The organism is Pseudomonas silensiensis (genome assembly GCF_050434865.1).
GTDB lineage: Bacteria > Pseudomonadota > Gammaproteobacteria > Pseudomonadales > Pseudomonadaceae > Aquipseudomonas > Aquipseudomonas fluorescens_W.
Genome location: NZ_JBNDJH010000014.1, coordinates 12,224 through 32,302 on the forward strand (window position 1 = coordinate 12,224; position 20,079 = coordinate 32,302).

Genomic DNA, 20,079 nt, shown 5'->3' on the forward strand with positions numbered 1-20,079 from the left:
TGGACTATGGCTCGTCGTCGGCAACCTGAAGAACATGTAAACCATGAACGTTGGCTGGTTTCGTACGCCGACTTCATTACGTTGCTGTTCGCTTTCTTCGTGGTGATGTACTCGATCTCTTCGATCAACGAAGGCAAGTACAAGGTAATTTCCGAAGCGTTGATCGGGGTCTTTACCGACTCCGACCGCGCCCTCAAGCCGATCCCGATCGGCGACGAGCGACCGAAGACCGTGACCCCGGCCAAGCCGCTGGTTAAAGACGCCGAGCAGGTCGACGCCGGTATCGCAGGTGCCAGCGATCCGCTCAAAACCATCGCCGACGACATCAGTGCCGCGTTCGGCGACTTGATCAGCTCCAACCAGATGACCATTCGCGGCAACGAGCTGTGGGTCGAGATCGAACTCAATTCCAGCCTGTTGTTCGGCAGCGGCGACGCCATGCCCAGCGACATCGCGTTCAACATCATCGACAAGGTCGCCGCGATTCTGAAGCCGTACGACAACCCGATTCACGTCGAAGGTTTCACTGACGATCAACCGATCCGCACCGCGCAATACCCGACCAACTGGGAGCTGTCCTCGGCCCGGTCGGCGAGCATCGTGCGCATGCTGGCGATGCAGGGTGTGAACCCCGGTCGCCTGGCCTCGGTGGGTTACGGCGAGTTCCAGCCAGTGGCCAACAACGCCACTGCCGAGGGCCGGGCGCGTAACCGTCGCGTCGTCTTGGTGGTGTCACGAAATCTCGATGTACGCCGCAGCCTCACCGGTACCGGAACCGCCAATGCAAAACCGGATGCCGCGTTGAAGCGTGCTGGCACACAAACTGCACCGACCCCGGTCAAGTCGCCGGGACGAGAGAGCGCCGTCAATTCTCCGTCACCCGCATTAATACGCTGAACCATTTCTCGGTCGACCATGTCGACCGGGAGGAACAATCCGAATGAGAGTCTGGGCCGTTGCCAATCAAAAGGGTGGTGTTGGTAAAACCACTTCCTCTATCGCTTTAGCCGGTTTGCTGGCCGAGGCGGGCAAGCGCGTGGTTGTGGTCGATCTCGACCCCCACGGCTCCATGACCAGCTACTTCGGTTATGACCCTGACAGCCTGGAACACAGCAGCTACGACCTGTTCCTGAACAAGGGCAGTGTGCCGCAAGGCTTGCCCGGTCAGTTGCTGTTGCCGACCAGCCACGAGAGTATTTCCCTGCTGCCATCAAGCACCGCACTCGCGACCCTCGAGCGCCAGTCGCCGGGGCAGAGTGGCTTGGGCCTGGTGATTGCCAAGAGCCTGGCGCAACTTTGGCAGGACTTCGATTACGCCGTGATCGACAGCCCACCGTTGCTCGGTTTGCTGATGGTCAATGCCTTGGCGGCGAGCCAGCAATTGGTGATTCCGGTGCAGACCGAACACTTGGCGGTCAAAGGCCTGGAGCGCATGGTCAACACCCTGGCGATGATCAATCGTTCGCGTAAACAGGCGCTGCCGTTCAGCATCGTGCCGACCCTGTTCGACCGCCGTACGCAGGCTTCCCTCGGAACGCTGCGAGTGTTGCGTGACAAATACCCGGAAGAAATCTGGCAGGGCTATATCCCGGTCGATACTCGCTTGCGTGATGCCAGCCGTGCTGGCGTGACGCCTTCGCAGTTCGACGGCAAGAGCCGTGGCGTGCTGGCTTATCGCGCGTTGCTCAAGCATCTGCTGGCCGCACAACTTGTTCCGCAGGTGGCGTGAGATGAACCGCCCGGTAAAAATCACCTCGCGCCCGCAACTGGCACTCCAGTCTTATCTGGACAGCTTGCTGATGGAGGCGACTGAAGAGTTGCCGCCAGAAATCGAAGCGCTGGTTGAAATCGTTGAGGTTGTTGAAGCGGTCGAATCTGAAGCTGCACTGGACGAGTTCCAGGCGGCGGTGCTTGAAGAGCAGGCTCGAGATGCGCAGAACCCCGCCGTGGCTGCTGCGCCGATAGCAGCGCCCGTGGTGAAAGCTCCAATGGCGCTGGTCGAAGCACCTGTACCGGTGCTGGCGCCGGTCTCCACCATCGCACCGCTGCTGCAAGCCTTGGTACCGCCAGTGGTCGAAGTCCACCTGCCGCCAAGTAATACGCCGCCACCGGTGGAAACCGATGGTCGCCCGTCCTGGGCCGCCGAGCCGTTCGAATGCCTGTTGTTCGATGTCGCCGGGCTGACCCTGGCCGTACCGCTGGTGTGCCTGGGCTCGATTTATTCTTTGGCCGGTCACGAGCTGACACCGTTGTTCGGTCAGCCGGAGTGGTTCCTCGGGATCCTGCCGAGCCAGGCCGGCAACCTGAAAGTATTGGACACCGCGCGTTGGGTCATGCCGGACCGCTACCGCGACGATTTCCGTCAGGGCCTGCAATACGTTATTTCGGTTCAGGGCTACGAATGGGGGCTGGCGGTGCATCAGGTCAGCCGCTCGTTGCGCCTGGACCCGAACGAAATCAAATGGAGAAGTCATCGAGGTCAGCGGCCATGGCTCGCCGGCACGGTGATTGAGCACATGTGTGCGCTGCTGGACGTTTCCGCCCTGGCCGAGTTGATCGCCAGCGGCGGGGCAAAGCACATGAGCAGCAGCAAGCCGCTACACAAACCGACATAGCTGCCGACATAACAAGTATGCGACGGCATTGTTGAATGCCGCCAACAGAACACACACCGCTATGGCGGTTTTTCGAGGGGTCAGGGTATGAGTAATCAAGCGACGAATGCAAAAGGTTCTGAAGATCCGATCCTGCAATGGGTGACCTTCAAACTGGACAATGAAACCTACGGCATCAACGTGATGCGCGTTCAGGAAGTCCTGCGTTACACCGAAATCGCCCCGGTCCCGGGTGCCCCGAGCTACGTGCTGGGCATCATCAACCTGCGCGGTAACGTGGTCACCGTGATCGACACCCGTCAGCGCTTCGGCCTGATGAACGCCGAAATCAGCGACAACACCCGTATCGTCATCATTGAAGCCGACAAGCAAGTCGTCGGGATCATGGTCGACAGCGTCGCCGAAGTGGTTTACCTGCGTCAGTCGGAAATCGAAACCGCGCCGAACGTCGGTAACGAAGAATCCGCCAAGTTCATCCAGGGCGTGTGCAACAAGAACAACGAACTGCTGATCCTGGTCGAGCTGGACAAGATGATGAGCGAAGAAGAATGGTCGGACCTGGAGAACATCTGATTGATTCTTGAGGTAGCGGTCATTGTCCTGTTCCTCTTTTGGGCAGGCACGCTGGCGATGTTTCTGGCGTACATACGAGGCCAACGACTGATCGCCACGCAACAGGCGCAGGGCGATGCGCTGCGCGATCAGCGCATCAGGGACTTGGCCAAGCGTGTCGAGGACTACCAGAGCGGCAACGTGCGCATGGGTGAAGACCTGCACGAACTGCGCGCAGTGGTTGCCCCGTTGCCGGACAAACTGGCTCAACTGGAACAGCGCGATCCGTCGAGCCTGTCGTTTGCACAGGCGGCAAAACTGGTCGGTATGGGCGCGAGCGTCGATGAACTGACTCAGTCCTGCGGCTTGACCCAGGCTGAGGCGGAGTTGATGAGCAAGATGCACAAGAACTGACGCCTACCAACGATCATTCCCACGCTCTGCGTGGGAATGATCAGTAATCGTCGCCGCGTTCGGTGATGTCCTTCTCGACCATCGGCGCATCCGGATCCTGCCCCTGGGGAAACTTGCCCTTCAGATTCCACGCAAACGCAATAATCTCCGCAATCGTTCGATACAACTCCTCCGGAATACTTTCCCCCAATTCCATCCGCGCCAACAGTTTCACCAGCTCGGCGTTTTCGTAGATGGGTACTTCATAATCGCGGGCAATCTTCAGAATGGCTTCGGCCAGTGCCTCGTCACCTTTGGCCGTGAGGGTAGGGGCGTGGCTGCCGTCGTATTTGAGGGCGATGGCCTGGCGCGGGGTGTTGGGATTTCTCATGCGGTTTCGTCGACCCAGCGTTGTTCGAGACGGGTTTGAGGGCCTTGTGGCGGAGTGCCAAGGTGGCAATCGAGATCGCCGACATTCAGGCCGGACGCCAGCAGCCGTTGGCGTAGTTCGGCCAGATGACTTTCGATCAGGCTGGCGGTGTACGGGCGTTCGGCCCACAGCTGGCTGGACAGGCTGCCTTTGATCAGTTGTGCCTGAATCTGCAACGGGCCCAAGGGCTCCATGTCGAACGCCAGGTCCACTCGCCACAATTGTTGTTTGGGTTCGCGCTCGTCGCGGCGTTCGTTTTGCTGTTCCTTCCCGGGCGCTTCTTCGCGCTGGAACTTGACCTGCAACGGCACGATGTCCTGCAGATTGCGCATCGGGATTTCCAGTTGCCAGGTGCTCATTAACCGTCCGTCGTCAGTGACGCCGGTCTGTTCCAGGCTCGACAGTTGATGGCTTTGCAGGCGTGAAACCGCCGCTGCTGCCAAACGCAGCAAGTGCTCGAGATCGCCTTCGCCGTCCATGCTTTGTAACAGGCGCTCGGGCAGCGGGAAGCTGGTTGGCTGCGGTTTGGCGCTGACCTGACCGAGCATGCCGAGGGCGCTGCGCACGAAGTTCGGCATGGCCTGGGCCAGTGTGTTGGCGGCAATGATCGCGTTGAGATTGGTGTTGGCCGGCAGGCCTGGCGTCAGTTGTGCGATCAGCTTGAGCAGATCGCCTTTCATGTCCGGGGCCAGTGTCGGGTTCTGACCGCTGAGCAGTTTGGCTTCAAGGAACAGCCCGCTATTGGCCAGTGACTGGGCCAGCCCCTTTGGCGTGCTGAGTTGTTGAACATCGGGCAGGCCGGCGAGCAACTTGTCGACGGCGGCACGCAGATCACTGGACGTCTGATTCGAAGACGGCAGGTTTTGCAGGAGCTTGAGCAGGCCATCCAGCGAACCCTGGCGGCTCTGTTGACTGACCAGTTGTTGGGTCACCGCCAATTGCTCCTGGCGGCTGCTCAATGGCACGAACTTCAACGTCTGGGTGTCCTGCACCAGCGCGCTCAGCAAGGTGCCGATGCGCAGCGGCGTCGGGCTGTCGATGCTTAGGGTGCTGCCGCTCAACGCGGTGTTGAGCACGCTCACCATCGAGCGAAACACCGTCGGCTGGCCCGGCACCTGCGGCAACACCTGAGAGGTCAGCACTTTGCCTTGCAGCAGGGTGCCGACGGGCAGTTGCGCCGTGTCGATACGGGTGAGGGTGGCGACGCTGGAGGCGATGGCTTGTTGCACGGTGACGGCCAGATTACCCGCCGACGGCTGGGTAATCGCCAGGCTGGTGCCCTGAGGCAACGGTTGGGTGCTGGTGGCCTGGACCGTGGTCTGACGGCCGCTGTCGAGGGTGACCTTGAGCAACAGTTGAAAGGTCTGATCCGCCTGCTTGAGCGACAGCACTTCGGCCTTGGCGGTCTGGCCCGCAGTGATCAGGCCCTCCATCGGCGTCAGTAACTTCAGCAGGTCGCCACTCACCACCAGCGGCCGCGAAGTCGCGGGGGTGGTCTGCGGTAGCGGGAGGATGTTCATTTCGCCTGTCATACGCGGTCACAACCTGAGGAAATTGCCCTCTTGAGAGTAGGGCATGGCATGTATAATGCCGCCCCGTTGTATCCGGGGCGCTGAAAACATTTCAAATACTTGATCCAGCTCCTTAGAACGGGCCGCCAATGCATTTATCCTGCATATCTTTAACGGCCGCTCCACTGCCGACTTGAACCCAAAAGGCCCGTGATCTCTTGACCAGTCCAGTCCTGCAAACCGTTGCCCTCGCCTGTGAGCGAGACCTTCGGCTGCTCTTCGAAAATCTCGAATTGAGACTGGCCAGTGGCGAAATGTTGCAAATCAGCGGCCCCAATGGCAGTGGCAAAACCAGCCTTTTACGCCTGCTTTGCGGGCTGATGCAGCCGACTGCCGGTCAAGTGCTGCTCAACGGCCAGCCATTGAACGAGCAGCGCTTCGAACTGGCGCGCAACCTGCTGTGGATCGGTCATGCCGCCGGGATCAAGGATCTGCTGACGCCGGAAGAGAATCTGAGCTGGCTTTGCGCCTTGCATCAACCGGCCTCCCATGAGGCGATCTGGCAAGCACTGACGGCCGTCGGACTGCGCGGTTTCGAGGATGTTCCTTGCCATACGCTGTCTGCCGGGCAGCAACGCCGGGTCGCGTTGGCGCGGTTGTACCTGGAAAGCCCGCCGCTGTGGATCCTCGATGAGCCATTCACTGCGCTTGACAAACAAGGCGTGGCGCAACTCGAAGAACACCTGGCCGCACACTGCGAGCGCGGTGGCATGGTGGTCTTGACCACTCACCACACGCTGACCCGAATGCCGGCCGGCTATCGCGACATTGATCTGGGGAACTGGGCCGTATGAGTGTTTTTGGCCTGTTGGTCGCCCGTGAAGCCCGATTGTTGTTCCGCCGTCCGGCGGAGTTGGCCAATCCGCTCGTATTCTTCGCGATCGTGGTTTCCCTGTTCCCGTTGGCGGTCGGACCCGAGTCTCAATTGTTGCAAACCTTGTCTCCGGGACTGGTCTGGGTAGCGGCCCTTTTATCGGTTTTGCTCTCGCTGGACGGGCTTTTCCGCAGTGATTTCGAAGACGGATCGCTTGAACAGTGGGTCCTTTCGTCGCACCCCCTGCCTCTTCTGGTTTTGGCCAAGGTACTGGCACACTGGTCCTTCTCTGGCCTGGCACTGGTTTTGCTCGCTCCATTGCTGGCATTGATGCTCGGTTTGCCAACCGCCTGTCTGCCGGTGTTGCTGCTTTCTTTGTTGCTGGGTACACCGGTGCTGAGCCTGCTCGGTGCGGTGGGCGCAGCCCTGACGGTGGGGTTGAAGCGTGGTGGCCTGTTGCTGGCGCTGCTGATTCTGCCGTTGTACATCCCGGTGTTGATTCTCGGCAGTGGCGCCTTGCAGGCGGCATTGCAAGGCATGCCGGCGACCGGTTATCTCCTGTGGCTTGGTAGCCTGACCGCCCTGGCGATAACCCTGACACCTTTTGCAATAGCTGCTGGCCTGAAGATCAGCGTCGGCGAATAATGAGGTCTGGTTATTTTTTAACCAGTAAAGACCCTTCGCTGCTCGTGATGGCGAGCAGCAACCGTGATGGAAACAGTAATGAACTGGACTTGGTTTCATAAGCTCGGCTCGCCAAAATGGTTTTACGGCATCAGTGGCAAACTGCTGCCGTGGCTGAGTGTCGCGGCGTTGCTGCTGATCAGCGTTGGTGTGGTGTGGGGCCTGGCCTTCGCCCCGCCGGACTACCAGCAGGGCAACAGCTTTCGCATCATTTATATCCACGTTCCGGCCGCCATGCTGGCCCAGTCTATCTACGTGATGCTGGCGATCTGTGGCATCGTCGGGCTGGTGTGGAAGATGAAACTGGCCGACGTCGCCCTGCAATGCGCGGCGCCCATCGGTGCCTGGATGACCGCCGTAGCGCTGGTCACCGGCGCGATCTGGGGTAAACCGACCTGGGGCTCGTGGTGGGTCTGGGATGCACGACTTACGTCCATGCTTATTCTGCTGTTTCTGTACTTCGGTCTTATTGCGCTGGGCAATGCGATCAGCAATCGTGACAGTGCTGCCAAGGCCTGCGCGGTATTGGCGATTGTCGGCGTGATCAACATCCCGATCATCAAATACTCGGTGGAGTGGTGGAACACCCTGCACCAGGGCGCGACGTTCACCCTCACCGAAAAACCGGCAATGCCCGCCGAGATGTGGCTGCCACTGCTGCTGACGGTGCTGGGTTTCTACTGTTTCTTCGGCGCGGTGTTGCTGCTGCGCATGCGTCTTGAAGTGCTCAAGCGCGAAGCCCGCGCCAGTTGGGTCAAGGCCGAAGTGCAGAACAGTCTGGAGGCCGCTCGATGAGTTTCGCTTCATTCGGCGACTTTCTCGCCATGGGCCATCACGGCCTGTATGTCTGGTCAGCCTATGGCATTAGCCTGGCGGTGCTGGCCCTCAACGTGGCGGCGCCGATCCTGGCCCGCAAGCGGTATCTGCAACAAGAGGCGCGTCGTCTGCGCCGGGAGAACGGCAAGTGAATCCGCTGCGCAAAAAGCGTCTTATCATCATTCTCGCGATCCTGGTCGGTGTCGGCGTTGCCGTCGGCCTGGCCCTGAGCGCCCTGCAGCAGAACATCAATCTGTTTTACACCCCGACCCAGATCGCCAACGGCGAAGCCCCGCAAGACACGCGCATCCGCGCCGGTGGCATGGTCGAGAAAGGTTCGCTGCAACGCTCCGGCGATTCGCTGGACGTGAAATTCATCGTCACCGACTTCAGTAAATCCGTGACCATCAGCTACCGCGGCATCCTTCCGGACCTGTTCCGCGAAGGGCAGGGCATCGTTGCCCTGGGCAAGCTCAACGCCGACGGCGTGGTGGTGGCCGACGAAGTGCTGGCCAAGCACGACGAGAAGTACATGCCGCCGGAAGTGACCAAGGCGTTGAAAGACAGTGGTCAATCTGCTCCAACGCCCGCGAAGGAGGGTTGATCGATGACATCTGGACTCTTTGTTCCTGAACTCGGCCATCTGGCCATGATTCTGGCGCTGTGTTTCGCGCTGGTTCAGGCCGTGGTGCCGTTGTTCGGTGCCTGGCGCGGTGACCGCTTGTGGATGAGCCTCGCTCAGCCGGCCGCCTGGGGGCAGTTCGCGTTTCTGCTGTTCTCCTTCGGTTGCCTGACTTACGCCTTCATGGCCGACGATTTCTCCGTCGCCTACGTTGCCAGCAACTCCAACAGCGCGTTGCCGTGGTACTACAAGTTCAGCGCGGTGTGGGGCGCTCACGAAGGGTCGTTGCTGCTCTGGGCCCTGATACTCGGCGGCTGGACCTTCGCCGTGTCGGTGTTCTCCCGTCAGTTGCCGCAAGTGATGCTGGCTCGCGTGCTGGCGGTGATGGGCATGATCAGCACGGGTTTCCTGCTGTTCCTGATCCTCACGTCCAACCCGTTTGCACGGATCCTGCCGCAGATTCCTGCGGACGGTCGTGACCTCAACCCACTGCTGCAAGACATCGGCCTGATCGTTCATCCGCCGATGCTGTACATGGGCTATGTCGGTTTCTCCGTGGCCTTCGCTTTCGCTATCGCTGCGCTGCTGGGCGGTCGTCTTGATGCGGCGTGGGCTCGCTGGTCCCGTCCGTGGACCATCGTCGCCTGGGCCTTCCTCGGTATCGGCATCACCCTCGGTTCGTGGTGGGCCTACTACGAACTCGGCTGGGGCGGCTGGTGGTTCTGGGACCCGGTGGAAAACGCCTCCTTCATGCCATGGCTGGTGGGTACGGCGCTGATTCACTCGTTGGCGGTCACGGAAAAACGTGGCGTGTTCAAGAGCTGGACCGTGTTGCTGGCCATCGCGGCCTTCTCGTTGAGCTTGCTGGGGACTTTCCTCGTACGTTCCGGCGTGCTGACCTCGGTTCACGCCTTTGCGTCCGACCCTGCGCGCGGCGTGTTCATCCTGATCTTCCTGTTGTTCGTGGTCGGTGGTTCGCTGACGCTGTTTGCCCTGCGCGCTCCCGTGGTGAAGAGCCACGTCGGCTTCAACCTCTGGTCCCGGGAAACCTTGCTATTGGGTAACAACCTGGTGCTGGTGGTGGCGGCGTCGATGATCCTGCTCGGCACCTTGTATCCGCTGATTCTCGATGCGATGACCGGCGCCAAGCTGTCGGTCGGCCCGCCGTACTTCAACGCACTGTTCATTCCGTTGATGGCCTTGCTGATGATGGTGATGGCAGTCGGCATGCTGGTGCGCTGGAAAGACACCCCGGTCAAATGGCTGTTGAGCATGCTGACCCCGGTGTTGCTCGGCAGCGCCGCGCTGGCCGTGGTAGCCGGTGTCGCTTACGGCGATTTCAACTGGGCGGTGATCGCGACCTTCATGCTCGCCGCCTGGGTGTTGCTGGCCGGTGTGCGTGACATCTTCGACAAGACTCGCCACAAAGGCTTGATCAAAGGCCTGCCGACCCTGACCCGCAGTTATTGGGGGATGCAGGTCGCTCACCTCGGCATCGCTGTGTGTGCCCTCGGCGTCGTGCTGTCGAGCCAGAACAGTGCCGAGCGCGACCTGCGCCTGGCGCCGGGCGAGTCCATGGACCTGGGCGGTTACCAGTTCGTGTTCGAAGGCGCCAAGCATTTCGAAGGCCCGAACTTCACCTCCGATAAGGGCACCGTTCGGGTGATCCGCAACGGCCAGGAAGTCAGCGTGCTGCACCCGGAAAAGCGCCTCTACACCGTGCAGAACTCGGTGATGACCGAAGCCGGGATCGACGCCGGTTTCACCCGCGACCTTTACGTCGCACTCGGCGAACCGTTGGGCGACGGTGCCTGGGCCGTTCGCGTCCACGTCAAACCGTTCGTGCGCTGGATCTGGTTCGGTGGTCTGCTCACCGGTTTGGGCGGGTTGCTGGCGGCATTGGATCGCCGTTACCGGGTCAAGGTGAACAGCCGTGTGCGTGAAGCACTGGGCATGAAGGGAGCCACGGCATGAGACGTTGGTTGATGCTGTTGCCCCTGGTGATTTTTCTGGTGGTGGCTGTTTTCCTTTATCGCGGGCTGTTCCTGAACCCGGCCGAGCTGCCCTCGGCGATGATCAACAAGCCATTCCCGGAGTTTTCCCTGCCGGCCGTGCAGGGCGACAAGACCCTGACCAAGGCGGACATTCTGGGTAAACCAGCGCTGGTCAACGTCTGGGGTACCTGGTGCATTTCCTGCCGGGTCGAGCACCCGGTGCTGAACAAACTGGCCGAGAAGGGCGTGGTGATCTACGGCATCAACTACAAGGACGTCAACGCTGACGCCTTGAAGTGGCTGGTGGAATTCCACAACCCGTACCAGCTGGACATTCGTGACGATGAAGGCACCCTGGGCCTGAATCTCGGCGTTTATGGCGCTCCGGAAACCTTCTTCATCGACGCCAAGGGCATCATCCGCGACAAGTTCGTTGGCGTGATCGATGAACAGGTCTGGCGCGAAAAACTGGCGGCCAAGTATCAGGCGCTGGTTGATGAGGCCAAGCCATGAAGCGCTGGATAGCCGCCGCGGTATTGGGTTTGAGCATGGCCGGCGTGGCGCACGCGGCCATCGACACCTACGAGTTCGCCAAAGAAGGTGATCGCGAGCGTTTTCGCGAACTGACCAAAGAACTGCGTTGCCCCAAGTGTCAGAATCAGGACATTGCCGATTCCAATGCACCGATCGCCGCCGACCTGCGCAAAGAGATTTTTCGCATGCTCGGCGAGGGCAAGGACAACCAGCAGATCATCGACTTCATGGTCGACCGCTACGGTGATTTCGTCCGCTACAAACCCGCTCTGAACGCCAAGACTGCTGTGCTCTGGTTCGGCCCTGCCGGCCTGCTGCTGGGTGGTTTTGTGATCATCGCCGTGATCGTCCGCCGTCGTCGCGTGCAACGCGCTGACACCAAGGATGAGCTTTCCGCCGGGGAGCGTGAGCGCCTCGACCACCTGTTGGATAAAACCAAGAATGATTGATTTCTGGCTCGCTGCAGGTCTGCTACTTCTGGTTGCCCTGAGTTTTCTGCTGATTCCCGTACTGCGTGGTCGTCGCGCCCAGCTTGAAGAGGATCGTACGGCCCTGAACGTCGCGCTGTATCAGGAGCGTGTGGCTGAGTTGCAGACTCAGCAGGAAGAGGGCGTTCTGGACGCCGCGCAAATGGACACCGGTCGCGCCGAAGCCGCCCGTGAATTGCTCGCCGACACTGAAGGCGTCGAGGCGCCACGCGTGTCCCGCCTGGGCAAACCGTGGCCCTTGCTGGCGGCGATTCTGGTGCCGGTGCTGGGTCTTGGCTTGTATCTGCATTTCGGAGCGAGCGACAAGGTCGAACTGACCCGCGAATTCTCCCAGGCGCCGCAGTCGATGGAAGAGATGACCCGTCGTCTGGAACGTGCGGTCGCGGCTCAGCCGGACTCGGCTGAAGGCCTGTATTTCCTCGGTCGCACCTACATGGCTCAGGATCGCCCTGGCGATGCGGCGAAGATCTTCGAACGCACGGTGAACCTGGCTGGTCGTCAGCCGGAGCTGTTGGGTCAATGGGCGCAGGCCCAGTACTTCGCCGACGGCAAGAAGTGGTCGGACAAGGTTCAGGCGCTGACCGACGAAGCACTCAAAGCCGACCCGAAAGAAGTCACCAGCCTTGGCTTGCTCGGTATTGCTGCCTTTGAAAGCCAGCGTTATCAGGACGCCATCGACTACTGGAATCGCCTGCTGGTGCAACTGCCACCGGAGGACAGTTCCCGCGCCGCGCTGCAAGGCGGCATCACTCGGGCCACCGAGAAACTCGAAACCAGCGGTGGTAAGGTGGCCCAGGCACCCGCCGCCAAGGTGGCAGCACTGCTCAAGGTGCGAGTGGATCTGGCACCAGAGCTGAAAGCCAAGGTCCAGCCGGGCGACAGCGTATTCATCTTCGCCCGCGCCACCGCAGGTCCTCCTGCGCCATTGGCCGCCAAGCGCCTGACCGTGGCCGATTTGCCAGCGACTGTCGAGCTGGGCGATGCTGACGCAATGATGCCGCAGTTGAAACTGTCGAACTTCCCTGAAGTCCAACTGGTTGCGCGCATCTCCCGCGCCGGCAAACCCACTGCCGGCGAATGGATCGGTCGCAGCCAGCCTCTGGCCAGCAGCACCACTGCGCAGCAAACACTGACCATCGACAGCCCGGACAAATGACAGGAAACGCCACTATGACCGCCATCGCTCGTATCACCCTGCTCAGTATGGTTTTGGGGTTAAGCGCTTGCGTGGTCCAACCGCAGCAGCCTGAACGGTTGCCACCGATCCCGCCGTCGCAGCCGCGTCCGACGCCGTCCACGACACCGACACCGGGCAAACCGAGCATTCCGGCCAAGCCCGCCAAACCGCAGCCACGCACCTCCGCCAGCTTCGCGCCGCCGCCGGGTGGCAACAGCCATTGGGATGCCAAGCTCGGCGTGTACGTTCTCGATGATCAGACCAACACCTTCTACCGCCAGCGTACGTATTATCGCTGGGACAACGGCTGGAGCCGGTCGATCAGCCCGAACGGGCCATGGGAAGAGACAGACATCCATGGCGTTCCGGGCGGGTTGGGAAGGCAATTCGGGCAGTAAACAGAACGGCGATCCTTGGATCGCCGTTTTGCTTTCTGAGCGTTTCTCAGACGTCTTTTATCAGCAACCCCTGCACATACTCCACAAACGCCCGGGCCTTCGCACTGGCCATTCGGCCTGTGGGAAACACCGCCCAAAGGTCCTGATTCGGCAACGTCCAATCCTTCAGCACTTCCCTGACCGCGCCGTTGGCCAGTTCCGGTGCAAACATCCATTCGGACGCCATGGTCAGCCCTTGATGGGCTAGCACGGCTGCACGCAGACCTTCGGCGGCGTTGACGCGGATTCGCCCGTTGATGATGACTGACTGATCATCTGTCCCATTGCGCAATTGCCAACTGGCACCACCGCCCAAGGTGTAGATGACTGCTTGGTGTTTACTCAGATCGGCAGGGCAGGTGGGCTCGCCATGTTTTTCGAAATAGGCGGGCGTGCCCAACACCACGCGCCGACACTCGGCAATCTTGCGGGCGGTGAGGCCTGAGTCGCTCTGGGCGCCCATGCGCAGGGCGATGTCGACGCCTTCCTCCACCAGATTGACGTTGCGATCGTCCAGCATCAAATCGATGTTCAGGCCCGGGTTCTGATCGAGAAATGGCCCCAGGTGCGGAACGATGTGCAGCCGGCCAAAGGTCACAGCAGCACAGATACGCAAGTTACCGCTCAGGCCGCTGGCGGCACCGCGAGCGGCATTGTCGGCCTCGTCGGCTTCTTCGATGGCACGCTTGGAGCGTTCAAAAAAGGCCAGGCCCGCCTCGGTCGGCGTCAGGCCTCGGGTAGAGCGCAACAGCAGCCTGACGGCGAGGCGCGCCTCCAAATGCGCGATGGCTTTCGAGACGGCGGGCTGGCCGATATTCAAGCGTCGGGCGGCGGCGGAAAACGAACCGGTTTCCACCACGTAGACGAAGGTTTCCATTGCGGCGAGGCGGTCCATCGGGATTCTCTGTTCTGATTGAATTGAGCTTTAACTGTGGCGAGGGAGCTTGCTCCCGTTGGGTCGCGAAGCGGCCCCAATACAGGCGACAGGTCTGACCGATGACGACTGCTTCGCAGCCGAACGGGAGCAAGCTCCCTCGCCACAAAAGCGTTGATATGTGTTCTTCAGAAAGCCGCTTTGCCTATCGAAGACCCACCGTCGACAAACAAGGTTTGCCCGGTGATAAACCCGCTCTGCTCGGACAACAAAAACGCAATCGCCGCCGCGATCTCCTGCGGTTGCCCCAACCGACCCATCGGCACGCCGGCCAGATACCGCGCTTCACCTTCGCTGCCCGGCGGATTGTTGGCGCGAAACAGTTCGGTTTCAGTTGGTCCCGGCGCCACCGCATTCACCGTCACACCGGTTTGCGCCAGTTCCAGCGCCCAGGATCGCGTGAAGCTGATCAGCGCCGCTTTGGCCGCCGCGTAGGCGGTGCGCTGCGTGATACCCAGCACGGTCAGGCTGGATATGTTCACCACCCGACCCCAGGCCTTGGCGCGCATGTTCGGCAGTAGCGCCTGAGTAGCCTGCAACGCCGAATGCAGGTTGATTCGCATCACGTCGTCGAACGTATCGAGGTCGATTTCGCCCAGCACTTGCGGGCGTACCAGCCCGACGTTATTCACTAGCCCGTCGAACTCATAGGTCCTGGCCAGATCCACCAGCACTTCCTGAGTCAGCGCCCGGTCGCTCAGATCCAGCGGAAACAGGATGCCGGGAAAGCTCAGGTCGGGCGATCGGGCAATCCCGACCACCCGATGACCCGCGCGGTCCAGATGCTCGGCCACCGCCCGACCAATGCCTTTGCTGGCGCCGGTGATGAGAAAGGTACGTCGGGTCATTGCACACTCCTTGAAAGAACATGCCGCGGCTCAGGCGGCATTTGATCGGTTCAGCCGCGAATCGCATCCAGCATCGCGCCAGGCTCAGGACGCTGAGTGTAATCCGGGTTGACCTCGGCGTAACCGATCACGCCGAGTGAAATGATTCATTCCCGGGAAGAAGGCCGCGGCCCGCAATCACACTCTGTAAAACAACCGAGCGTCGCGATATGGATTTTTGTGCTTGAGTAAAGATAACTCTAGGGTTACTTTTGTTTAGGCCTGAGCACGGAGGCTATTGGTGCAGAGCAGGCTATTGATCAAGGAATTGGAGGAAGCTGGCTGGACACTGGATCGGATTGCCGGCAGTCATCACCTTTTCAAACACCGATACAACCCGTACACGATACCCGTCCCTCATCCGAAAAAGGATTTGCCGATCGGGACGGTCAAAAGCATCAGGAGGCGAGCCGGGCTGTATTGCCCGGGAGCCAGTTACGCAGGAGATCCATAATGCAATATCCAATCTGTATCGAGTGGGGCGACGAGAACACCGCCATCGGTATTCAGATCCCTGATATTCCAGGCGCCGTAACGGCCGGGGATACATTTGAAGATGCCTACAACGCGGCGGTCGAGATTGCCCACATCATGCTTCAGGAGATTGCGGCTGACGGGGAGTCGATTCCCATGCCTACATCTGCTGCCGCTCACCGTGGGAATCCGGACTTTGCCGACATGGGCTGGGGAATGCTGGAACTGGACATCGCGCCATACATGGGGAAGACCGAGAAGGTCAACGTGACGCTGCCCGGTTATGTGATTCAGCGCATTGATCGATATGTGCGTGAGCACAATGTCAAAAGCCGTTCTTCCTTTCTGGCGGATGCGGCGATGGAGAAGTTGGTTCGGCACTGAGTGAAAGCGAGACCATCACCTTCGCGGGCGCTACCCCTTGCCCGCGAAGCTATTGGTGGACTATGCCGTCGCCAGCGAACGCTTCTCTGAAACACTCAAAAACCGCAACAACGCCAACAGCGGAAACGCACTGCCCACAATCACGATCCACAACCAGCCACCGTGCTCATACACCGCACTGGCCACCGAAGAACCAAACGCGCCACCGATGAAGATGCTGGTCATGTACAACGCATTCAGGCGGCTGCGGCTTTTGGCGTCGAGGGCGTAGACCGCGCGTTGGCCGAGGACCATGTTCATCTGCACGCAGAAGTCGAGCACCACGCCGGTGACAGCGAGGCCGATAACGCTGTAAACCGGATGGATGAACGCTGGCAGGAAGCTCAGGCTGGCGAACAGCAAGGCCAGCAGTGAAGCAATGCGAGTATGGCCGGCATCGGCCAGTCGACCGGCAATGGGGGCGGCGATGGCACCGATGGCTCCGACCAGGGCGAAGATCGCGATCTGGGTTTGCGACAAGCCATGGTTGCGCGCCAGTTCCAGCGGCACGGCGGTCCAGAACAGGCTGAAGGTGGCGAACATGCAGCCTTGGTAAAACGCGCGCTGACGTAACACGGGTTGTTGACGCAACAGGGTCCACAACGAGCCCAGCAACTGACCATAAGAAGCGCTGTGATCAGGCTGGCGCTTGGGAATGGTCAGCGCCAGCACGATGCTGATCGCCGCCATCAACACGGCCGCAATCACAAACATCGCGCGCCAGCCGAAGTGGTCAGCCACCACGCTGGACACCGGCCGCGCCAACAGAATCCCCAGCAGCAAACCGCCCATGATCCCGCCGACCACACGGCCACGCGATTCCTCTGGTGCCAAGTGCGCGGCCAGTGGAATCAGGATCTGCACCGACACCGAGCTGAACCCCACCAGCAGCGAGATCAGCAAAAACACGTTTGGCTGATCGGTGAACGCGGCGCCCAACAGACTGGCAATCGCCACCACGGTAGTGATGATCATCAAGCGGCGGTTTTCCAACAGATCTCCCAGCGGTACCAGGAAGAACAGACCCAGCGCGTAACCGATCTGGGTCAGTGAAACGATCAGGCTGGCCATGGTGCTGGTCAGGCCGATGTCGGGTGCGATCAGGCCGATGATCGGTTGGGCGTAGTAAATGTTGGCAACGATGGCGCCGCAGCAGAAGGCGAACAGCAGCACCATGCCTCGGGTCATTGTTGCGGTGCCGTGGGGCACCTGGGTCGCTGGCTTCATAACGGGTCTCGCTGAGCAAAAGAGAATGCGCGCAGGCTAAAGGGCTATCGAAAGGGGCAGAAGAGGGTTTGGAGTGATAGCAATCATTCCGTTGCGGAATGAGTGACGGACGTGTGTGATGTCCATCGAGGAGCCTTGCGTCAAAATATCGAGGTCCGATGATACATTCACTTACATCCTGTTCGATAGCGTGCTTATGTTCTCTCTTCACGTTTCATTAAACGGAAGGCACTTTCATGAATGCGATGTTTCGTCACCTGATTCGCGGCGCTTCAGTGGTTACCTTGATCAGCTTGTTCACGGCAGGTCTTGTCCAGGCTGCTGACGCGCCGGGCATGCGCATCGGCGTTCGCGGCGAGATCACCGGGGTCAGCCCCGACGTGCTGAAAGTCCACGTTAACAGTGGTGAAAACGTGGTGATCAACCTGACCAATGACACCAAAGTCCGTGCCGTCACCTTGGCCAACATCGAAGACATCAAGCCCGGCAGCTACATCGGCTCGGCTGCCATTGCGCAAGAAGACGGCACCCTCAAGGCGCTGGAAGTCCATGTCTTCCCACCGGAGCTGGCTGGTAGCGGTGATGGACATCGACCGTTTGATTTGGTGAAGGGCAGTAGCATGACCAATGGCAGCGTCGGTGATCTGGTCGTCAGCAATGGCCGGGTGTTGACTGTCAACTACAAGGGCGGCCAGCAGAAGATTCTGGTGCCGGAGGATGTGCCGATCGTGAACCTGGTGCCGGGTGATCGCAGCTTGCTGAAGGTGGGGGTGAAGATTGTGACGTTTGTGACCCAGAGTGCTGACGGGACGCTCACTGCCCAATCAATTTCCGCGGGCAAGGACGGCGTAACACCACCGATGTAACAGCATGGCAAAACCCCTGTAGGAGTGAGCCTGCTCGCGATAGCGGAGTGTCAGTCAATATCAATGTTGAATGACACTCCGCTATCGCGAGCAGGCTCACTCCTACATTAAGGGATCTTCAGTGAACTTGGGTTTTGTGTTCGGGCACAAAAAAGGCGACCTTCTCAGGTCGCCTTTTTCATTGGGCTCAGGAATTACTGACCGCTGTAGATCTGATCAAAGATCCCACCATCGTTGAAGTGGGTCTTCTGCACTGTCCGCCAGTCACCAAAGGTCTTTTCTACCGACAGGAAATCCACTTTCGGGAAACGATCGGTGTACTTGGCCAACACCGCCGGATCACGCGGGCGAAGGTAGTTCGCCGCAGCAATCTCCTGACCTTCCGGCGACCACAGGTACTTCAAATATTCCTCGGCAGCAGCGCGAGTGCCTTTCTTGTCGACGGTTTTGTCGACCACCGACACTGGCGGCTCGGCTTCGGCGGAAACACTTGGGTAGATCACTTCAAACTGATCACGACCAAACTCACGGGCGATCATTTCCGCCTCGTTTTCGAAGGTCACCAGCACATCACCAATCTGGTTGGTCATGAAAGTCGTAGTGGCGGCGCGGCCACCGGTATCCAGCACCGGCGCTTGTTTGAACAGCTTGCCGACGAAGTCTTTGGCTTTGCTTTCGTCACCACCGTTTTTCAGCACATAACCCCAGGCCGAGAGGTAGGTGTAGCGGCCGTTACCCGACGTTTTCGGGTTTGGCACGATCACCTGCACGCCGTCCTTGAGCAGGTCAGGCCAGTCTTTCAGGGCTTTCGGGTTGCCTTTGCGGACGATGAACACGGTGGCCGAGGTGAACGGTGCGCTGTTGTTCGGCAGGCGCGTGACCCAGTTGTCCGGGACCAGTTTGCCGTTGTCCGCCAGGGCGTTGATGTCGGTGGCCATGTTCATGGTGATGACGTCAGCCGGCAGGCCATCGATCACTGAACGCGCCTGTTTGCTGGAGCCGCCGAAGGACATCTGCAGGGTGATGTTTTCGTTGTGCTCGGCTTGCCAGTGTTTCTGGAAGGCAGTGTTGTAGTCCTTGTAGAAATCGCGCATCACGTCGTAGGAAACGTTAAGCAGGGTCGGTGCGGCCTGAGCCATGCTGGTCAGTGCCAGGCCAGCGGCCAGAAGTGAGGCGCCAAAGAGTTTTTTCACTGCGCAGTCCTTGTTTTAAAAAGAGTGTTCATAAAGTTTTTATTTAAAAGAGGCAATTTGCCAGCGACTATAACGGGGCTCGCATAGTCCTTTAAAGATTAAAAAGTACTTTGATTATTCCATTTTCTTGAACAGCTGATTACCGCACCGTGAGCAGAACGCCGCGCCATGCTCGTGGTTGTTTTTCTTGCACACCGGGCAGTCATGTTGCAGTTGTTCGCCGCGCATCGCGTTGGCCAGTTCGGCGGTGAAAATTCCCGTCGGCACGGCGATGATCGAGTAACCGGTGATCATCACTAGCGACGAAATCACCTGGCCCAATGGCGTTTTAGGCACGATGTCGCCGAACCCCACGGTGGTCAGCGTGACGATAGCCCAATAGATGCCTTTGGGAATGCTGGTGAAGCCGTGCTCCGGGCCTTCGATCACGTACATCAACGTACCGAACACCGTCACCAGGGTGCAGACGCTGACCAGAAACACCACGATCTTCTGCTTGCTGCCGCGCAATGCGGACATCAGATAGTTGGCTTGCTTGAGGTACGGGCTGAGCTTGAGCACGCGGAAAATCCGCAGCATCCGAATGATCCGGATAATCAGCAGGTACTGCGCATCGGCGTAATACAGCGCAAGAATGCCGGGCACGATTGCCAGCAAATCCACCAGCCCATAAAAGCTGAACGCATAGCGCAACGGCTTGGGTGAACAGTACAACCGCAGGCCGTATTCGATGGCGAAGATGACCGTGAAGCCCCACTCGATGTACGCCAGCACATTGGCGTAGTTCTGGTGAATGGAATCGATGCTGTCGAGCATCACGATCACAATACTGGCGAGGATGATCAACAACAGGATGCCGTCGAAGCGTCGCCCGGCCTTGGTGTCGCTCTGGAAAACCATGACGTAAAGCTCTTCACGCCAGTTTTTGCTGCTGTCCATGGATACCGC

Annotated in this window: 25 protein-coding genes; 18 read left to right on the forward strand and 7 right to left on the reverse strand. The window is 59.6% G+C overall.

Translation table 11 applies throughout. From position 1 onward, the window contains the following. Positions 1–6: 6 nt before the first annotated feature. The 5 genes from motD to QF010_RS19935 all read left to right on the forward strand — a co-directional run bounded on the left by motD (position 7) and on the right by QF010_RS19935 (position 3,581). Positions 7–897, forward strand: coding sequence for a flagellar motor protein MotD (motD, locus tag QF010_RS19915; RefSeq protein ID WP_429533761.1), 891 nt, complete (start codon positions 7–9; stop codon positions 895–897). Between the two features lie 43 nt (positions 898–940). Beyond that, entirely contained in the window at positions 941–1,729 is a 789-nt protein-coding gene (locus QF010_RS19920; RefSeq protein ID WP_033056007.1) for a ParA family protein, read from the forward strand. Between the two features lies 1 nt (position 1,730). After that, positions 1,731–2,615 carry a CheW domain-containing protein gene (locus QF010_RS19925; protein WP_033056009.1) on the forward strand — a complete coding sequence of 295 codons (885 nt, stop codon included), beginning with the start codon at positions 1,731–1,733 and terminating at the stop codon, positions 2,613–2,615. 87 nt (positions 2,616–2,702) lie between these two features. Further along, positions 2,703–3,188, forward strand: a complete 486-nt coding sequence (locus QF010_RS19930; RefSeq protein ID WP_008155806.1) for a chemotaxis protein CheW — start codon at positions 2,703–2,705, stop codon at positions 3,186–3,188. After that, positions 3,189–3,581 carry a DUF2802 domain-containing protein gene (locus QF010_RS19935; RefSeq protein ID WP_429533762.1) on the forward strand — a complete coding sequence of 131 codons (393 nt, stop codon included), beginning with the start codon at positions 3,189–3,191 and terminating at the stop codon, positions 3,579–3,581. Between the two features lie 40 nt (positions 3,582–3,621). Here the strand turns inward: QF010_RS19935 and QF010_RS19940 are convergent, their stop codons facing one another. Together QF010_RS19940 and fliK are read right to left on the reverse strand one after the other, a co-directional pair. Then, positions 3,622–3,951 carry an EscU/YscU/HrcU family type III secretion system export apparatus switch protein gene (locus QF010_RS19940; RefSeq protein ID WP_429533763.1) on the reverse strand — a complete coding sequence of 110 codons (330 nt, stop codon included), beginning with the start codon at positions 3,949–3,951 and terminating at the stop codon, positions 3,622–3,624. Then, positions 3,948–5,522 (reverse strand): flagellar hook-length control protein FliK, encoded by a 1,575-nt coding sequence (gene fliK, locus QF010_RS19945; RefSeq protein ID WP_429533764.1) that lies wholly within the window; start codon positions 5,520–5,522, stop codon positions 3,948–3,950. The genes QF010_RS19940 and fliK overlap by 4 nt, the downstream gene beginning before the upstream one ends. 197 nt (positions 5,523–5,719) lie before the next feature. On the opposite strand from fliK, the gene ccmA reads away from it, so the two are divergent. The 10 genes from ccmA (at position 5,720) to QF010_RS19995 (ending at position 13,088) form a co-directional block, all read left to right on the forward strand. Next, complete coding sequence (gene ccmA, locus QF010_RS19950) at positions 5,720–6,355, forward strand: cytochrome c biogenesis heme-transporting ATPase CcmA (RefSeq protein ID WP_007894233.1); 636 nt, start codon at positions 5,720–5,722, stop codon at positions 6,353–6,355. Further along, positions 6,352–7,020: a heme exporter protein CcmB gene (gene ccmB / locus QF010_RS19955; RefSeq protein ID WP_008155797.1), complete on the forward strand. Its 669-nt coding sequence runs from the start codon at positions 6,352–6,354 to the stop codon at positions 7,018–7,020. Before ccmA ends, ccmB begins: the two co-directional genes overlap by 4 nt. A gap of 78 nt (positions 7,021–7,098) precedes the next feature. Then, entirely contained in the window at positions 7,099–7,854 is a 756-nt protein-coding gene (locus QF010_RS19960; RefSeq protein WP_046054301.1) for a heme ABC transporter permease, read from the forward strand. Then, positions 7,851–8,027 (forward strand): heme exporter protein CcmD, encoded by a 177-nt coding sequence (gene ccmD / locus QF010_RS19965; RefSeq protein ID WP_007894243.1) that lies wholly within the window; start codon positions 7,851–7,853, stop codon positions 8,025–8,027. The genes QF010_RS19960 and ccmD overlap by 4 nt, the downstream gene beginning before the upstream one ends. Then, positions 8,024–8,479 carry a cytochrome c maturation protein CcmE gene (gene ccmE / locus QF010_RS19970; protein WP_046054302.1) on the forward strand — a complete coding sequence of 152 codons (456 nt, stop codon included), beginning with the start codon at positions 8,024–8,026 and terminating at the stop codon, positions 8,477–8,479. The genes ccmD and ccmE overlap by 4 nt, the downstream gene beginning before the upstream one ends. A gap of 3 nt (positions 8,480–8,482) precedes the next feature. Then, positions 8,483–10,471, forward strand: a complete 1,989-nt coding sequence (locus QF010_RS19975; protein WP_429533765.1) for a heme lyase CcmF/NrfE family subunit — start codon at positions 8,483–8,485, stop codon at positions 10,469–10,471. After that, positions 10,468–11,004, forward strand: a complete 537-nt coding sequence (locus QF010_RS19980; RefSeq protein WP_429533766.1) for a DsbE family thiol:disulfide interchange protein — start codon at positions 10,468–10,470, stop codon at positions 11,002–11,004. Before QF010_RS19975 ends, QF010_RS19980 begins: the two co-directional genes overlap by 4 nt. Then, a complete protein-coding gene (locus QF010_RS19985) occupies positions 11,001–11,474 on the forward strand; it encodes a cytochrome c-type biogenesis protein (RefSeq protein WP_033056023.1) in 474 nt (157 codons plus the stop codon). Before QF010_RS19980 ends, QF010_RS19985 begins: the two co-directional genes overlap by 4 nt. Further along, positions 11,467–12,669 carry a c-type cytochrome biogenesis protein CcmI gene (gene ccmI, locus QF010_RS19990; protein WP_429533767.1) on the forward strand — a complete coding sequence of 401 codons (1,203 nt, stop codon included), beginning with the start codon at positions 11,467–11,469 and terminating at the stop codon, positions 12,667–12,669. Before QF010_RS19985 ends, ccmI begins: the two co-directional genes overlap by 8 nt. Positions 12,670–12,683: 14 nt before the next feature. Further along, positions 12,684–13,088, forward strand: coding sequence for a hypothetical protein (locus QF010_RS19995; protein ID WP_033056027.1), 405 nt, complete (start codon positions 12,684–12,686; stop codon positions 13,086–13,088). A 46-nt stretch (positions 13,089–13,134) separates the two neighbouring features. On the opposite strand, the gene QF010_RS20000 is transcribed toward QF010_RS19995, so the two are convergent. After that, on the reverse strand, positions 13,135–14,022 hold the full coding sequence (locus QF010_RS20000; RefSeq protein ID WP_429533768.1) for a LysR family transcriptional regulator: 888 nt from the start codon (positions 14,020–14,022) through the stop codon (positions 13,135–13,137). Positions 14,023–14,189: 167 nt separating this feature from the next. Then, positions 14,190–14,909, reverse strand: coding sequence for an SDR family oxidoreductase (locus QF010_RS20005; protein ID WP_033056030.1), 720 nt, complete (start codon positions 14,907–14,909; stop codon positions 14,190–14,192). A 280-nt stretch (positions 14,910–15,189) separates the two neighbouring features. On the opposite strand from QF010_RS20005, the gene QF010_RS20010 reads away from it, so the two are divergent. Both QF010_RS20010 and QF010_RS20015 read left to right on the forward strand, forming a co-directional pair. Beyond that, complete coding sequence (locus tag QF010_RS20010; protein WP_033056032.1) at positions 15,190–15,402, forward strand: type II toxin-antitoxin system HicA family toxin; 213 nt, start codon at positions 15,190–15,192, stop codon at positions 15,400–15,402. Next, complete coding sequence (locus QF010_RS20015; protein ID WP_056742059.1) at positions 15,402–15,806, forward strand: type II toxin-antitoxin system HicB family antitoxin; 405 nt, start codon at positions 15,402–15,404, stop codon at positions 15,804–15,806. Before QF010_RS20010 ends, QF010_RS20015 begins: the two co-directional genes overlap by 1 nt. Positions 15,807–15,866: 60 nt before the next feature. On the opposite strand, the gene QF010_RS20020 is transcribed toward QF010_RS20015, so the two are convergent. Next, positions 15,867–17,072 (reverse strand): MFS transporter, encoded by a 1,206-nt coding sequence (locus QF010_RS20020; RefSeq protein ID WP_095127749.1) that lies wholly within the window; start codon positions 17,070–17,072, stop codon positions 15,867–15,869. Positions 17,073–17,308: 236 nt separating this feature from the next. On the opposite strand from QF010_RS20020, the gene QF010_RS20025 reads away from it, so the two are divergent. Continuing rightward, a complete protein-coding gene (locus QF010_RS20025; protein ID WP_429533769.1) occupies positions 17,309–17,938 on the forward strand; it encodes a hypothetical protein in 630 nt (209 codons plus the stop codon). Positions 17,939–18,132: 194 nt separating this feature from the next. Here the strand turns inward: QF010_RS20025 and QF010_RS20030 are convergent, their stop codons facing one another. Together QF010_RS20030 and QF010_RS20035 are read right to left on the reverse strand one after the other, a co-directional pair. After that, a complete protein-coding gene (locus tag QF010_RS20030) occupies positions 18,133–19,131 on the reverse strand; it encodes a sulfate ABC transporter substrate-binding protein (RefSeq protein ID WP_033056035.1) in 999 nt (332 codons plus the stop codon). Between the two features lie 114 nt (positions 19,132–19,245). Then, positions 19,246–20,070, reverse strand: coding sequence for an ion transporter (locus tag QF010_RS20035; RefSeq protein WP_033056036.1), 825 nt, complete (start codon positions 20,068–20,070; stop codon positions 19,246–19,248). Positions 20,071–20,079 lie beyond the last annotated feature (9 nt).

Excerpts from the sequence above, each read along its gene's own strand:
- motD (WP_429533761.1), top strand. The coding sequence starts at position 7 with ATGGCTCGTCGTCGGCAACCTGAAGAACATGTAAACCATGAACGTTGG.
- QF010_RS19920 (WP_033056007.1), top strand. The coding sequence starts at position 941 with ATGAGAGTCTGGGCCGTTGCCAATCAAAAGGGTGGTGTTGGTAAAACC.
- QF010_RS19925 (WP_033056009.1), top strand. The coding sequence starts at position 1,731 with ATGAACCGCCCGGTAAAAATCACCTCGCGCCCGCAACTGGCACTCCAG.
- QF010_RS19930 (WP_008155806.1), top strand. The coding sequence starts at position 2,703 with ATGAGTAATCAAGCGACGAATGCAAAAGGTTCTGAAGATCCGATCCTG.
- QF010_RS19940 (WP_429533763.1), bottom strand. The coding sequence starts at position 3,951 with ATGAGAAATCCCAACACCCCGCGCCAGGCCATCGCCCTCAAATACGAC.
- fliK (WP_429533764.1), bottom strand. The coding sequence starts at position 5,522 with ATGACAGGCGAAATGAACATCCTCCCGCTACCGCAGACCACCCCCGCG.
- ccmB (WP_008155797.1), top strand. The coding sequence starts at position 6,352 with ATGAGTGTTTTTGGCCTGTTGGTCGCCCGTGAAGCCCGATTGTTGTTC.
- QF010_RS19960 (WP_046054301.1), top strand. The coding sequence starts at position 7,099 with ATGAACTGGACTTGGTTTCATAAGCTCGGCTCGCCAAAATGGTTTTAC.
- ccmD (WP_007894243.1), top strand. The coding sequence starts at position 7,851 with ATGAGTTTCGCTTCATTCGGCGACTTTCTCGCCATGGGCCATCACGGC.
- QF010_RS19975 (WP_429533765.1), top strand. The coding sequence starts at position 8,483 with ATGACATCTGGACTCTTTGTTCCTGAACTCGGCCATCTGGCCATGATT.
- QF010_RS19980 (WP_429533766.1), top strand. The coding sequence starts at position 10,468 with ATGAGACGTTGGTTGATGCTGTTGCCCCTGGTGATTTTTCTGGTGGTG.
- QF010_RS19985 (WP_033056023.1), top strand. The coding sequence starts at position 11,001 with ATGAAGCGCTGGATAGCCGCCGCGGTATTGGGTTTGAGCATGGCCGGC.
- ccmI (WP_429533767.1), top strand. The coding sequence starts at position 11,467 with ATGATTGATTTCTGGCTCGCTGCAGGTCTGCTACTTCTGGTTGCCCTG.
- QF010_RS19995 (WP_033056027.1), top strand. The coding sequence starts at position 12,684 with ATGACCGCCATCGCTCGTATCACCCTGCTCAGTATGGTTTTGGGGTTA.
- QF010_RS20000 (WP_429533768.1), bottom strand. The coding sequence starts at position 14,022 with ATGGACCGCCTCGCCGCAATGGAAACCTTCGTCTACGTGGTGGAAACC.
- QF010_RS20005 (WP_033056030.1), bottom strand. The coding sequence starts at position 14,909 with ATGACCCGACGTACCTTTCTCATCACCGGCGCCAGCAAAGGCATTGGT.
- QF010_RS20015 (WP_056742059.1), top strand. The coding sequence starts at position 15,402 with ATGCAATATCCAATCTGTATCGAGTGGGGCGACGAGAACACCGCCATC.
- QF010_RS20020 (WP_095127749.1), bottom strand. The coding sequence starts at position 17,072 with ATGAAGCCAGCGACCCAGGTGCCCCACGGCACCGCAACAATGACCCGA.
- QF010_RS20025 (WP_429533769.1), top strand. The coding sequence starts at position 17,309 with ATGAATGCGATGTTTCGTCACCTGATTCGCGGCGCTTCAGTGGTTACC.
- QF010_RS20035 (WP_033056036.1), bottom strand. The coding sequence starts at position 20,070 with ATGGACAGCAGCAAAAACTGGCGTGAAGAGCTTTACGTCATGGTTTTC.